This is a genomic window from Dokdonella soli, assembly GCF_039523175.1.
In the GTDB taxonomy this organism is placed as follows: Bacteria; Pseudomonadota; Gammaproteobacteria; order Xanthomonadales; family Rhodanobacteraceae; genus Dokdonella_A; species Dokdonella_A soli.
The window spans coordinates 1-13,446 of the sequence record NZ_BAAAEU010000007.1; the positions used below are offsets into that span (position 1 = coordinate 1).

Sequence of the window (13,446 nt, forward strand, 5' to 3'; positions counted from 1 at the left end):
CGGCAGCTATTACTACACCGTCAAGGCGCTGAACAGCGGTGGCATCGGCACGGCCAGCAATGGAGTGAAGCTCACAGCCGTCGCTCCGCCGCCGCCACAAAGCGTCTGCACCGTACCCGGCAAAACGTTGCTCACCGATCCGGCCGGTGACAACTCGGTAGGCGGCACCGGAGCCCCGGCACCGGCCGGCACCGACCTGCTCTCGTTCCAGCTCGCCCAGCCGCTCGCCGTGGACGGCAACATCAAGCTGGTCTTCACCCTCAACACGGACAAGGGCCAATCGCCGCAGCCCTCGGGCTCGGCCTGGTACGTCGCCATGAAGATCGCCGACCCGCCGCCGGCGACGACGTTCCACTACCGCGCCGTGCACATGGCCTGGTACGGCACGGCGCCGACGGCGCCGACGTTCGAGTCCTATACGCCCGCCGCGAATACATCCGGCACGGTCGACGGGCGTTTCGTCACGGCGGGCAGCACCAAGCCGGCGGACCCCAGCAGCAGCTACGCCGCGCCGTTCAACCAGATGGTCATCGTGGTCAAGGCCAGCGATCTGGGCTTGAATCCCGGCGACGTGATCAGTGGCTTCGCGTCGGCCACCACACAGAGCACCGATGCCGGCGGCGTCGGCCCTGGCGCCACCGAAACCTACGACCAGATGCCCAACAGCCTGAGCTACATGAGTCCCTACACGGTCGGCAACAGCTTCGATTGCGACGTGATCTTCAGGAACGGCTTCGAGTAGCCGGACTTGCCTGGCGCCGATCCGCATCGGCGCCAGGCTCACGCCTGAAAGACCGCGAACATTTCCAGATACGAGCGCACCGAGCGGGAAACACTCTTCCGTGCGATCGCCGGATGGATCGCGAAGCACGCACCGGATCCGTCGCGGCAGCGGCCGTAGGAACGAACCGCAACCCGCGCCGGAGGTTCTGGCAAGCGCGGGGCTCAAGGACGAGCCCCGCATCCTGCGCCCGCCAAACCCGCGACATCGGGAGACGCGCTGGCACAGCACGGGCCCGGCGCCCTGACGCAAGCCCACGGATCGTGTGTCGCGAGACGATGCCCGACGCTGCACTGCCGCCGAAGCGACGCAGCGATCAGTCGTCGTCGGACTCTACTTCGGCCGCGGGGGCGCGCTTCGGCTGACGCGCTGCCAGCGCCGCGTCCGCGATCACGTGAGCGACGAAGGCGTCGCTGCGACCACGCGCGATGGGCGCGGTGGGCTGCCCGCGCACCGCGAGTTCCTTGCTGAACGCTCCGGCGACGAAGGCACCCCCGCGGGTATCGGGCGCGATGGCAAGAACCTGTTGCGTACCGCGCCCGGAGAATGCCAGCGCATCGTCGACGTCGAGACCGCGATCGAACACGGCGAACCAGGCATCGCCCCCCTCGGCCACGAGTTCACGGTGCCCAAGCGGCAAGCGGCCGTTGAAACTGCCGGCAGCCCACAACCGGCCATCCTGGCCATAGGCGAGCCGCTCCAGCGTCGTCGCGCCGGTGCCGGATATCTGCACGTGATCGCGCAGTGCCAGATTGGCATCGAGACGCAGCAGCAACGCGTCGCTGGCACCGCGACTGGCCAGATGCAGCGCCCGCTCGCCGATCGTGAGTTCGCGCGAACCGGAAAAATAGCCGCCGACAGCGATCCCTTCGGCATCGGCCGCGAGGGTTATGAAGTCGTCCGGCGCTTCGCTGCCGATGCTGCAAGCGGCGATCACCCGACCGTCGGCGGAAAATCGCAGCAGCAGGGCATCGTTGGCGCCACGCGCGACGAATTCACGTCGGCTGCCGGCGATGTCGAGCGCCAACCGCCCGCGGTAGCTCGCCAGCAGGTAGCCGCCGCCATCGGGCGCGGCGGCCAGGGCCAGCGTTTCGTCATCCTCGGCGCCACCGACTGAAATCGCCCAGCGCACCTGTCCATCGGCACCGAGTCGCAGCAGGAATGCATCACTGCCGCCGTGACTGACCAGCACCCGCGCGCTGCCGTCCTCCTGTTCGCCGAAGCGAGCGTTGAGGCGAAAGCTGCCGGCGACATAGACGCCGCCTTCGGGCGCCGGCAGCAGCGCGCGTGCCGTGTCGGCGTACTTGCCGCCGAAGCGCCGCAGCCAGCGCAGATGGCCGTCGGCGCCGAGTGCGGCGACGAAGGCGTCGCTGCCGCCGTCCGATTCGACCGACGGGCCACCATTCGGTGCCAGCAGGCCGAAGCGACCGCTGAACCAGCCGGCGCCAAAGATCGAGCCATCGGTACCGCTCGCGACCGCACGCACGGCCGGGTGTGCACCGGGTCCGCCGAGACCTTCGGCCCAAGTCAGATGGCCGCGGCGGTCATAGGCGGCGAGCACCGCCATCTCCTCGGCGGACGCCGAGATCGCTTGCACGGCGCGCCCGTCGAACCCCGGGGACCCCGCCGTCTCGATGCCGACCACTATGCCGCCATCCGGCGACACCGCGAGTGCATGCGCGAAATCCACACCGGGGCCACCGATGCGCGCGAGGCGCTCCACGGCAAGCGGAGCCGGCACCCGTGTCGGCGCGGATGCACATCCGGCGAGCACGCCGAAAAGGGCGAAACGCAGAGCGTGTCCAAGGGTCGTCGGCATCAACTCGTATCCGGGTGCAAGAAAAGGAAGATCGCGCGGCCCCCGCGGGAGCGGGAAGCCGCGCGATCCGGATGATCGTACGCCTCCCCGGCGCCGATCCTGCTTCCTGCCGTCCCACCCGATCGCACGCTCGATGCGGGCGGGACCATTCCGCCGACGCCGCGGCGGGGAAGCCGCGGCGCCGGTTCCTCCCTCAGGGAAGGTTCGGGTTCGGGCAGATGTGCCCGCCGTCGAAACCCTCGGCGAAAATGTATTCGGAGACACCGGCCGTATTGGTGTGGTCGTGGTGCACCACCACCACGGCGTGTGCAGTGTCGCCGTGGGCATTGGCGATCGTGTAGGCGAAGTGGTCCTCGCAGACCGTTCCGCTGGGCTGGTAGACCAGCGTGGTCTTGTCGGCGCTGATGCTGACCGTACCGGAAGCCGGCTGCCCCACCGACGTGATGGTCAGCGCATCGCAACTGTTGGCCTGGTCGTTCGCCAGCGGATGCAGGGCGACGCTCGGCTGGTCGAGGTCGACGCTGAAATGATCGTCGTTGGCGAGCGGCTTGCCGACCGGCCGGCACATGTCGTTGCCGATCATCTGGTACGACAGCGCTGGCGCGGTATCCGCGGCGGTCGTCGAGGTGACCGGCTGCCCGCTCACATTGCTGTTGAAGGTGCGCACTTCGAGGCCGGCAAGCTGGTAGCCCGGTCCGATGCTGCAGCCGCTGCCGCTGCAGTCGTCGATCAGGTGGGTCGGCACCGAGATCGTCAGCGTGCCGTTCGGCTTCAGTTCGCAGTCGCCGGCGGCCAATGTTGCGGCGTCATTGCCGAGGTTCGAGTTCGGCGCGACGATCTTGCCGACATGGCACTCCACGCCGGTTGCGGTCATGCGCGCGTTGACCATTTCGCGGTCGCAGGCGGCCGGCGTGCAGCTGGCATCCGGAACGACGCGGTTCCACAGCACGATCCATGCATTGCCGGCCGTGGTGGTCGACGCATCGGTGACGTCGACCGTGAACACCAGCTTCTGCGGCGAGGAGACCTTGCACTGCAGGGGATCACCGAGGAACGGTTCGCCCAGGAACAACGCGCGGATGTCGAGCTGGTTGCCGCCGATCTGGTCACCGGCCGGGTCGGTGCCACGCTGCGCGCCGGGCGCCGTGCACGGGTCCGCGGCAACCTGTTGCACGGCACACGCTTCATAAGCCAGCGCGGATGCGCCAACCGCATTGACGGCCTGCACCTGGTAGCAATAGCCGGTGTTCATTTGCACGGTCGTGTCGACGTAGTCGCGCACGTTCGCACCGACGCTGGCGATCTGCCCGTAGCTGCCGCCCGGATTGACCCGGCGCAGCACACGATAGCCGGTCAGCGGCGAGCGGCCGTCCCACGGCCTGGCCCAGGTGACGTTGACGCGTGCCTGAGTCTGGTTGCCGGTCTGGATGGCCTCGAGATACGGCTGCAGCGGCGCGACCGGCGCGCTCGGCTTGAACTCGCTGTCGAACGCCGCGTAGAGGCTGCGCGAGCCGGGTTCCTGGCGCGCGACGCGCGTGTACGCGGTGCCGCTGTTGTGGCCGCCGGTCACGCAACCGCCGATGCAGCCGTCGGCAAAACCTACGTAGACACGCCCCTTCTCGTCCTTCTGGACGTCCATGAAGTCGAGCAGATTGCGGTTCGACGCGCAGGTGGTGCCAGCCAGGCAAACCGGGCCTTTCTGCACCGGATCGTTCTGCGTGGCGGTGACCGTGGTCCAGGTCAGGCCGCGGTCGTAGGTGGTGGCGACATACAGATACCAGTTGCCGCTCCATGCATTGGGATCGGCGCCGGTCGCCGCCGCGCCGGCGGTTGAACTGCCGAGGAACGCGAACGCGGCGCGGTCGCCGTCGCCGGCCACCATCGTGGCGAACACGCAGTTCTTGATGCCGAGCGGGGCGCCGACATCGAGCGGCGCGCTCCAGTGGTCGCCGTTGTCGGTGCTGACCGCGATCAGCGCCGCGGCATTGTTGCGGCCGCACTGGCCGTAGTACAGCGTACCGTCGGCGCCGGCGGCGATCCCTGGATCGCTGCTGCTGCCGCCGATGCCGGCCACCTTGATCACCTGCCAGGTGGTGCCGCTGTCGCCGCTGCGCGCGAAGCCGGCATCGCCGCCACAGTTCCTGTTCGGCACGAACACGTTGCCATTCGGCGCCACCTCGATGTGACCGTGCAGACCGCCGCAGGTCGCGATGGCGTACATCGGCACGGCCGCGGCCCAGGTGGTGCCGCCGTCGCGGCTCAACCCGGCCTCGGCCGCGGCGATATCCTGCGACGCGTAGTAGGTGGCGGTCGGATAGCCGTTCAAGCCGCCGACCGGATCACTGGTGGGGAACTTGCCGGTGCCGATGGTCTGGTGATCAACGCCCGAATTGATGCCACTGCCCTGCGGACTGTCGCTCCACGTATCACCCTCGTTGTCGGACAGCGACATGATCGAGCGTTTGCCGGCGAGCTGGGTCGAGATCGTTCTGCCGCTGATCGGATCGACCTCGAGGATCGGGTCGAGCGAGGTCTTGTGCGTTGGCGAGCTCTTGTCGCTCCAGGTGCCGATCGCCGGCGAGACCATGCTGTCCACGACCAGACGCAGCGTCTGCAGCCCGGCCAGGTACATGACGCGTGACTGCGTCGGGAACACCTGCTGCAGGTTGAGGTTGTGCTTGACCGGCACGCCGAGGGTCGGCTCGCCGGCGGAGAGGCCGATGCTGCTTGCGCCAGCGCTCGGGGCGTACGCATCCCAGTGCGCATCGGGCTCGGTCAAACCGAGCGGCGCATAGACGCGGAACGCCAGCGGCTCGGTGCCGTTCACGCCGCCACCGCCGCCCGTCACCGCGGTCAGTTCAGCACTGCCCTTGTAGGCGGTGACCGGCGCGTAAGGCGCGGAGGCGACGGTGTAGGTACCCGCGACCGGATTCAGCAGCACGACCGTCTCCGGCGTGCCGGGCCCGTTGCCGGACTTGCCGACCAGCGTGCCGTCGGGACCGTAGACCTCCAGATCCCAGTCGTCGGCGGCGCCGGCGGTCTGAGTGATCTTGACCTGGAACGGATAGCCCGGCGTCGAGACAGTGAGCAGGAAGTTGTCGCAAGCCGCATTGTGCGGGCTCCCGCAGGCAGCGGCGGTCGCCGTCTTCATGTCCCCGTTCCAATGCACGAGCGGATTGGCGTCGCTGACGGTGCCGGTGGCCGGCTGCGCGGCGCGCAACAGGCCGGGCGTGAGAGCAGCGAAACAGGTCGCGAGGCAGAACGCCGTGAAAGATGTGCGCATGGTCGGATCGTCCCCAGCCGGATTGTGTCGCGGGGGCCGACTCCTGCCGGCCCGCCGCCCCCTTAGTTTCGGTACGCGGAGCGCTCCGGCTCTCCGCCACGCAGCGCAACCGGACCGGATCCCTCGTGCCGCGTCACCACGCATGCTAGGGCCGGTAACGGGTCAAAACAGTCCGGGGAAGCACTCAGGCGAGATAGGGGAAAACCCTCAAGGGGCGCACGGAGACAAATATTTAAGCGACAATCGCTGCGTGTGTGGCTAGGATCGCCATTGCGCTGCACGCAGGTGAATATCGGCATCACGCCGATCCGCTCCAATTTGCTGACGCATGGATGCGCGGGGAATCCATGATCATGACCACGCTCCTTCGCCGGTTTCTCGGTATCGCCACCCTGCTGCTCGCCGCGATCGCGCCAGCGGCGCAGGCCGATGTCACCGTCAGCGTCTCCGGCAACACCGCACTCGCGAACATCAGCCTGCCGGGCGGAATGGGTGCGGACGTGACGCTGGTCTTCGACAGCGTGCAGAACCTCGACGCGAGCACACTCAACATCAGCGCGCAGCTCGTCAACGTGAATGACCCGGCCCTGCTCTCACGCTTGCCCAGTCCGGCCGCATCGATTCCGGCCGCATTCCCGGTACTGATCACCGTGGAACCGCCCGCGGCGGGTGGCCTGTCATTCCAGAACGCATACACGCTCGAAGTGCACACGCACAACCTCGGTTACGCACCGGGCACGCCGCTGCGACTGTTCAAAGCACCGCTCGGCGGCAGTTTCGAAGACATAACCAGCGACGTACTCGCCGGCAGCGTTCGTGCACGCGGTCGCGGTGGCGCGTTCTCGCAATTCATGATCGTCGCCGACATGCGCGCGACCAACGACGTGGCCAACGCTAAATTCTCCGCACTCGACTACCGCCTCAACAACGCGGTGATGCCGGCGGATCTGCGCAGCCAGCTCAACAGCACGCTGGGCCTGGCGCGCACCGCGTACAACAGCGCCGACTATGTCGCCGCCATCGCACGAATCGACGACCTGTTGAGCCAGGTGCAGGCCGCCGCCGGCACAAGTCTCGCCAACGTCTGGCGTGCGCAGCGCGACCTCGACAACATCGCCGGCGGGCTGCTCGGACAGGGCTCGACACTGCGCTTCACCTTGGCCCGGCTGCGCGACTTCGGCGCCTGACCGGCATGCCATGACGGCACGCTTCGAGGCCTACCCGCCGGACCGTGCATCGCTGGTGCGGTTCCTCGAACCGGGTCGAATCTATCGTGTCGGACGCAACAGCGCCTGCGAGCTGCGCATCGACCACGACAGCATCTCGCGCTTCCATGCTGAGTTGCAGGACGACGCCCGCGGCTGGCATCTGTCCGATACCGGCAGCAAGAACGGCCTGCGCGTCGACGGCCATCTGGTCCTGCAGGCGCATCTGACCGATTCGATCTGGTTCGCGATCGGCGATGTCTATTGCCACTTTGAACCGCTGTCGCCGGAGCAGGTGCACGAACTGCGTTCGCAACACAACACGCGCCGCTCGATCTCGCGGGCGCTGTCCTCGCGCCTGTCGCCGGATCTCGGCTTCGAACCACTGCTCGCGCAGACGCTCGATGCGATGCTCGAGCTTTCCGGCCTCGGCCGTGGTTTCGTGCTGTACGGAGAAAGCGTCGATGCGCTACGCGTGCGCGCCAGCCGCGGCATCGATCTGGACGAACTGGCGCGCTCATCCTTCGCCGGCAGCGTCGGCGCGGTCGATCGCGCGCTGCGTGAGCGCCGCAGCGTGGTCTGCGGCGATACCGGCGACACGCCGTGGCTCGGCGTGCGCCCGAGCGTGCAGCTTGGCGGTATCCGCGCTCTGATCTGCGTGCCGCTGCTGCACGATGGCGAATTGCTCGGCGCCGTGTATGCCGACAGTCGCCGTCCCGGCACGCCACTGACCGAACTCGACCAGGAACTGATCGAGAGCATCGCCGGGCATGCCGTCGCCACGCTCGCCATGGCGCGTCTGCGCGATGCGGTGGACAGCCTGCTCCAAGCGAGCAGCGCTGCCGGCGCGCGCGCGCCACGCTGGCAGGAAATACGAAGCGCATGCCGGATGGCATGAGCGCAGTGGCCTCCGAAGCAGCTGTCCGCATCAGAGAGGCAGCGCGCGAATCGGGCGTCCGCCGGGCGAGGCGCGACGCCCTCGCCGATCGCGCCGCCGGACATATTTCACGCTATCGTGCGCACATGATCGAAGTGGCGCCCGAACCCCGTCACACTCCGGCCGACGCGGCCACAGTGACCGGCATGCTGACCACGGCCGAGCTGCGTTCCGGCGATATCGTCGCCGGACGTTTTCGCATCGACAGCATGATCGGCATCGGCGGCATGGGCGTGGTGTACCGGGCCACCGACCTGTCGCTCGGGATCGAAGTCGCGATCAAGCTGCTGCGCCCCGAACTCGCGCGCAAACCCGAGGCGTTCGAGCGCTTCCGTCAGGAGCTGCTGCTGGCGCGCCAGGTGTCGAGCCCGCATGTCGTGCGCATCCATGACATCGCCCAGCACGGCGAGCGCTGGCTGATCAGCATGGACTATGTGGCCGGCGAGTCGCTGGAACACCGGCTCGACCGCGAGCGCAAATTGCCGACCGAGGATGCGTTGCGCATCGTGCGTCATCTGCTCGGCGGGCTTGCCGCTGCACACCAGCGCAACGTCGTGCACCGCGATCTCAAGCCCGCCAACATCCTGCTCGACGCGGCCGGCGACGCGTACATCAGCGACTTCGGCGTGGCACGCAGTCTTGGCGCGACCGGCCTCACCCAGACCGGCCTCGTCATCGGCACACCGGAATACCTGTCGCCGGAACAGGCGCGTGGCGAGACGGTCGACGCGCGCAGCGATCTCTACACGGCCGGGCTGATCCTCTACGAGATGCTCAGCGGCCAGCTGCCGTTCGCTGGTGGCACACCGGCCGAGACCGTGATGCAACGGCTGGTGCGACCGCCGCCGCCGCTGGCGCAGGCGCGTCCCGACCTGCCGGCGTGGCTCGGCGCGTTCTGCGACCGCCTGCTGAGGATCCGGCCCGCGCAACGCTTCGCGTCCGCCGACGAAGCCCTGCGCGCGCTCGATGCGCGCAAGGTGCCGCGGCCACCACTGCCGCGCCGGATCTGGCTGGCGGCAGCGCTCGCGCTGGTTGCCGCGATCGGCGCCGGCGATTGGCTGTCGCATCATCCGCTGCACTGGCCAGCGCCGCCGCCGGCGACGATTCCCGCCACTCCCGCCGTTGCGGTTCTGCCGTTCGAGACCGACGCAAGCCTGGCGCCGCTGGGACGTGCATTCGAGGCGCACCTGCGCACATGGCTGCGCGGCGCAGCGGCGCTCGCGGTGGTTGAACGTCAACGCACGCTCGATGCGCTCGCGCGCACGACGCCGGACGCGCACGGCGAGGCATTGCAGCGCCAGTTGCCCGAGGTCGCGCGCGCCGCGAATGTCGCGCGCCTGGTGCGCGCCGAACTCGACGCCGACAACGGCCATTACCGGATCCGCTTCACGCTGTATCCGGCGACCGGCGCGACCGGCACGCAGCGCTTTGCCGCCGGTGCCGATTCGCCCGCGACGTTGCCTGCGGCTTACCGGGAAGCGGCCGGCGCGCTCGTCGCCGCAGTCGCCGGCACGCCGCCGCCGGCCCCTGCTTTCTTCGCCGATGACAAGGAGGTCGCCGCGTTCGGCAACGCGCTGCTCGCCGCGGACCGCAAACAACCGCAGGCCGCGGCCGAACTGCTTGCGCCACTGGCGAAGCCGTCGTCCGCACCGGCGCTCGCCTGGCTCGCGCTGCTGCGCGCCGAGCAGGAGGGCGGACAGACCCTGCCGGCGCAAGCGACCCGCACCGAAGCGTTGGCGCGCTTCGCGCGCGACGACGCGCTGGACGCACGTGCGCTGCGGATCGAAGCGCTCGCAGGGAACGGCGACAGCGCCGCCGCACTGACGCAATTGCAGCAGCTTGCCGATCGCTATCCGCACGATCCCGAGCTGGCATTGAGGCTCGCCGAGACACTGGCCGATGCCGGCGACGGCGCTCGCGCGATCGAAGCGCTCGATCGCCGCCTCGCCGCCGATCCGCAGGATGCGCGCGCGCTGTTCCTGCGCGGCAAGTACGCGATCCGGCAAGGCGACGCGCAGCGCGCGGTGGATGACTATCTCGTACGTGCGCTGGTGCTCGACACGCGCGCCGGCGATGCCGCCGCCGAGGCGGATGCGCACAACGCGCTAGGCGTTGGCTATGAGCGACTCGGCCAGCTCGAGGCCGCGTCCGAACAGTACGCGAGGGCCGTCTCGATGCGCGACAAGCTCGGCGATCGCGCCGGTTTCGCGCGTTCTCTGCGCAATCTCGCGATCGTGCAGGCCGTGCAGGGTGACAAGACTGGCGCCGAGCACAGCCTGGACCGCGCCAAGAGCGTGCTCGAAGCGCTCGGCGACCGCGGAAGCCTCGCCGACCTGCACAACGACCGCGGCGTCGTCGAGGAGGAACGCGGCGATTTCGCCGCCGCACTCGCGGCCTACCGCGACGCGCTCGCGCTGCGCCAGCAGATCGGCGATCCCGCTCCGATTGCCGAGAGCCTCAACAACATCGGCTTCTGCTACTACCACATGGGCGAGTTCGACAACGCGCTCGTCTACTGGCAACAGGGACTCGCGCAGTACCGCAAGCTCGATGACCAGACCGGTGCGCTGCACATCCAGCAGAGCATCGGGTTGCTCGAGATCGCACGCGGCCATTTCGACGAGGCGCGCAAGCAGCTCGCGATCTCGTTGCGCACAGCCGAGGACCATCAGTTGCCCGAAGAGGAAGCGGTGGCGCAGACCTACCTGGGTGAACTCGATCTTGCCGTTGGCCGTCCTTCGGATGCGCTCGCCGCGGCGACTCGTGCAGGCCAGATCTTCGCCCGCCGTTCCGACCGGCGTGGCGCGATTGAAGCGCACCTGCTGACTGCACGCATCGAAGGCGCACTCGGTGCGGCCGAACCGGCTCGCGCTGCGCTCGCCGCGATTGGAGCGGACGCCGGCACCGAACAACGGGCCGCCCTCGCGCTGGCGCAGGCCCGCCTGGCCGCATTGGATGGTGACATCAAGCTGGCGGACTCACGCTTTGCCGATGCGCTGAAGCTCGCCGGCGAAGCGCATGCCGGCATGCTGGCACTGGAGGCGCGAATTGCGCAGGCTCGCCTGGAACTGGTCGAAAACGACGGCGTGCGCGCCAGCGTGCTGGTCACGGCGCTGCACATCGAGACATCGAAACTCGGCCACGTGCCCCTGCGTCTCTCTGCGATCGAACTCGAACTGGCGCAGAGCCTGCGTACACGACGCTGGGCCGATGCAGCCGGCCACTATCGCGAAGCGCTCACGCTGCTGCAGCACACCGGTGGCTGGCGTGATGCCGCGCTGCTGCACGCGCTCGGCGCGGAAGCCTTTGCGCGGGTTGGCGACGCCAGCCAGGCCGCCGCCGCACGCGATGCGGCAGCCGCGGCGCGCGCCGCCCTGCTGGTCGCCACACCGGCGGATCGGCGCACGGGTCTCGAACACCGTCTCGACACGTCGTACCGCCAGGATTCCGGCCAATGAAACCGGCACATGACCCCACTGATATCGAGGCGCTGAACCAGCGCCTCGGCCAGTTGATGAACCAGCACCACGAGCTGTTCGAGCGCCTCAAGCAAGGGCAGCGGCATTTCCAGCGTCTCGCCCGCTCGGTCTGGCGCGTGCAGGAGGAGGAACGGCGGCGCCTTGCACGCGAGCTGCACGATGGCATCGGTCAGAACCTCACCGCGCTGATCCGCCAGCTCGACGCGGCGCTCGCCGTGCTGCCGCCCGACGCGACTGCGGCGCGTGCGCGCATCGAGCAGGCGTGCGCGTTGAACCACGCGACGCTGGAGGACACCCGAGCGCTGTCACGCCTGCTGCGTCCGCAGATCCTCGACGATCTCGGCCTCGAGGCAGCGCTGAGCTGGCTGGCGCGCACCATCGGCGAACATCATGGCCTGCGCGTCGTGCTGAATGTCTCGCGTTCGCTGCCGCCACTCGACAGTGACCTGTCCACGCTGATTTTCCGCGTCGTGCAAGAGGCGCTCACCAATGTCGTCAAGCACGCCGCCGCTGCGCACGCCGAGGTGAGCCTGCGCGTGGACCGCGACGCGATCGAGCTCAGGGTCGACGACGACGGCCGCGGCTGCGAGCCGAATGCGGCGCTGGCGAGCGGCACGCAGGGCCACAGCAGCGGTCTCGGTGGCATGCGCGACCGCGTGCACCTGTTCAGCGGCGAATTCCGGCTGGAATCGACACCCGGACACGGATGCCGCGTCGTGCTGCGGCTGCCGCTGCCGCCCGAGGAAGATCCGCCGTCATGATCCGCATCCTCGTCGCCGACGACCACACCATCGTGCGCGAGAGTCTGGTCGCGGTGCTGAACGCCAGTGGCGAATGCCGCGTCGTGGGCGAGGCCGCCGATGGAGCGTCCGCCGTCGAGCAGGCACTGGCGCTGTGTCCCGACGTGGTGCTCGTCGATGTCTCGATGCCGCGCCTCAACGGCATCGAGGTCGTGCGGCGTCTCGCGCAGGAATTGCCGCAGGCGCGCACGCTCGTGCTGACCATGCACGAGGAGGAGGAGTACGTGCTGCACATGGTTCGCGCCGGCGCTTCCGGCTATCTGGCCAAGCACGCGGCCACCAGCGAGCTGATCGCTGCGATCAAGGCGGTGGCGGCCGGCAACGTGCACTTCGGCCCCTACGCGGCGAAGATTCTTGCCGGGCAGGTGCAACGGCCGGATCACGCGCTTGATGATCCGTACGGCGCGCTGTCGCCGCGCGAGCGCGAGGCGTTCCACCTGATCGTCGACGGCCTGACCACGAAGGAAGTTGCGCGAAAGCTCGGCATCAGCGTGAAGACCGCGGAAAACCACCGCTCGCGCATCCTGGACAAGCTCGGTGTGCGCAACACCGCCGAGCTGGTGCGCTACGCGGCGCGCAAGCGGTTGCTTCACTGATGCACTTCGTGGTCAAGACAGCTTCGCTGTCGCCCTTGTCTTGATCGACCGATGCCTTTCGGCGAGTCAGGAAAAACGTCGGCAGGGTCGACGGCGAACGTGACGTCGTTCAGTCCAGAGGCTTGCTGAAAACGCGCTGGGTTTTGGCGCATGTGTAACCCGCGCGCTCGTAGAAGCGATGCGCGCGTTCGCGTTCGACGCGACTGCGCACGCGCAATCGTCGTATGCCTTTCGCATGGGCCCATGCCTCTGCCGCATCCACGAGCTGCTTGCCGATACCGGCGCCGCGCGCGGCTTCACCGACGACCAGACCGAGGATTTCCGCGTCGGCATCGCCGGTCAGCTGCGCGGTCTGCGCAACCTGCAGCCAGCCGACGACGCGGCCGTGTGTATCCTCGGCGACGAGTACGCACGCCGCCTTCGTCGCCTCGATCGCGGCGAGGCGCGCGACGATCTGTTGTCGGTTCGCTGGGTAGCCAAGCTCGCCATTGAGTTCGGCGAGCATGGGAGCGTCATAGGTGCGTGCGGCGCGGATCGTCGTCATGA

9 protein-coding genes are annotated in these 13,446 nt (G+C 68.5%); 6 read left to right on the forward strand and 3 right to left on the reverse strand.

Annotation, left to right across the window (positions count from 1 at the left end):
• The coding region (locus ABD002_RS08360; protein WP_343789427.1) for a hypothetical protein at positions 1-742 on the forward strand (742 nt) is incomplete at its 5' end.
• 355 nt (positions 743-1,097) lie between these two features.
• On the opposite strand, the gene ABD002_RS08365 is transcribed toward ABD002_RS08360, so the two are convergent.
• Together ABD002_RS08365 and ABD002_RS08370 are read right to left on the reverse strand one after the other, a co-directional pair.
• A complete protein-coding gene (locus ABD002_RS08365; RefSeq protein WP_343789431.1) occupies positions 1,098-2,600 on the reverse strand; it encodes a hypothetical protein in 1,503 nt (500 codons plus the stop codon).
• Positions 2,601-2,793: 193 nt separating this feature from the next.
• Positions 2,794-5,883, reverse strand: a complete 3,090-nt coding sequence (locus tag ABD002_RS08370; RefSeq protein ID WP_343789434.1) for an Ig-like domain-containing protein — start codon at positions 5,881-5,883, stop codon at positions 2,794-2,796.
• Between the two features lie 353 nt (positions 5,884-6,236).
• Between ABD002_RS08370 and ABD002_RS08375 the strand changes: the two genes are divergently transcribed.
• From ABD002_RS08375 to ABD002_RS08395, 5 genes are all read left to right on the forward strand, one after another.
• Complete coding sequence (locus ABD002_RS08375; protein WP_343789437.1) at positions 6,237-7,070, forward strand: DUF6689 family protein; 834 nt, start codon at positions 6,237-6,239, stop codon at positions 7,068-7,070.
• A 10-nt stretch (positions 7,071-7,080) separates the two neighbouring features.
• On the forward strand, positions 7,081-7,986 hold the full coding sequence (locus ABD002_RS08380) for a GAF domain-containing protein (RefSeq protein WP_343789440.1): 906 nt from the start codon (positions 7,081-7,083) through the stop codon (positions 7,984-7,986).
• A gap of 125 nt (positions 7,987-8,111) precedes the next feature.
• Complete coding sequence (locus ABD002_RS08385) at positions 8,112-11,483, forward strand: protein kinase domain-containing protein (protein ID WP_343789443.1); 3,372 nt, start codon at positions 8,112-8,114, stop codon at positions 11,481-11,483.
• Complete coding sequence (locus ABD002_RS08390) at positions 11,480-12,265, forward strand: sensor histidine kinase (protein ID WP_343789446.1); 786 nt, start codon at positions 11,480-11,482, stop codon at positions 12,263-12,265. The genes ABD002_RS08385 and ABD002_RS08390 overlap by 4 nt, the downstream gene beginning before the upstream one ends.
• Positions 12,262-12,900 (forward strand): response regulator transcription factor, encoded by a 639-nt coding sequence (locus ABD002_RS08395; protein WP_343789449.1) that lies wholly within the window; start codon positions 12,262-12,264, stop codon positions 12,898-12,900. Before ABD002_RS08390 ends, ABD002_RS08395 begins: the two co-directional genes overlap by 4 nt.
• Positions 12,901-13,009: 109 nt before the next feature.
• On the opposite strand, the gene ABD002_RS08400 is transcribed toward ABD002_RS08395, so the two are convergent.
• A complete protein-coding gene (locus tag ABD002_RS08400; protein WP_343789452.1) occupies positions 13,010-13,444 on the reverse strand; it encodes a GNAT family N-acetyltransferase in 435 nt (144 codons plus the stop codon).
• Positions 13,445-13,446: the final 2 nt, after the last annotated feature.

What these genes read in the sequence shown, in the direction of transcription:
- ABD002_RS08365 (WP_343789431.1), bottom strand. Translation starts at nt 2,600, where the DNA reads ATGCCGACGACCCTTGGACACGCTCTGCGTTTCGCCCTTTTCGGCGTG.
- ABD002_RS08370 (WP_343789434.1), bottom strand. Translation starts at nt 5,883, where the DNA reads ATGCGCACATCTTTCACGGCGTTCTGCCTCGCGACCTGTTTCGCTGCT.
- ABD002_RS08375 (WP_343789437.1), top strand. Translation starts at nt 6,237, where the DNA reads ATGACCACGCTCCTTCGCCGGTTTCTCGGTATCGCCACCCTGCTGCTC.
- ABD002_RS08380 (WP_343789440.1), top strand. Translation starts at nt 7,081, where the DNA reads ATGACGGCACGCTTCGAGGCCTACCCGCCGGACCGTGCATCGCTGGTG.
- ABD002_RS08385 (WP_343789443.1), top strand. Translation starts at nt 8,112, where the DNA reads ATGATCGAAGTGGCGCCCGAACCCCGTCACACTCCGGCCGACGCGGCC.
- ABD002_RS08390 (WP_343789446.1), top strand. Translation starts at nt 11,480, where the DNA reads ATGAAACCGGCACATGACCCCACTGATATCGAGGCGCTGAACCAGCGC.
- ABD002_RS08395 (WP_343789449.1), top strand. Translation starts at nt 12,262, where the DNA reads ATGATCCGCATCCTCGTCGCCGACGACCACACCATCGTGCGCGAGAGT.
- ABD002_RS08400 (WP_343789452.1), bottom strand. Translation starts at nt 13,444, where the DNA reads ATGACGACGATCCGCGCCGCACGCACCTATGACGCTCCCATGCTCGCC.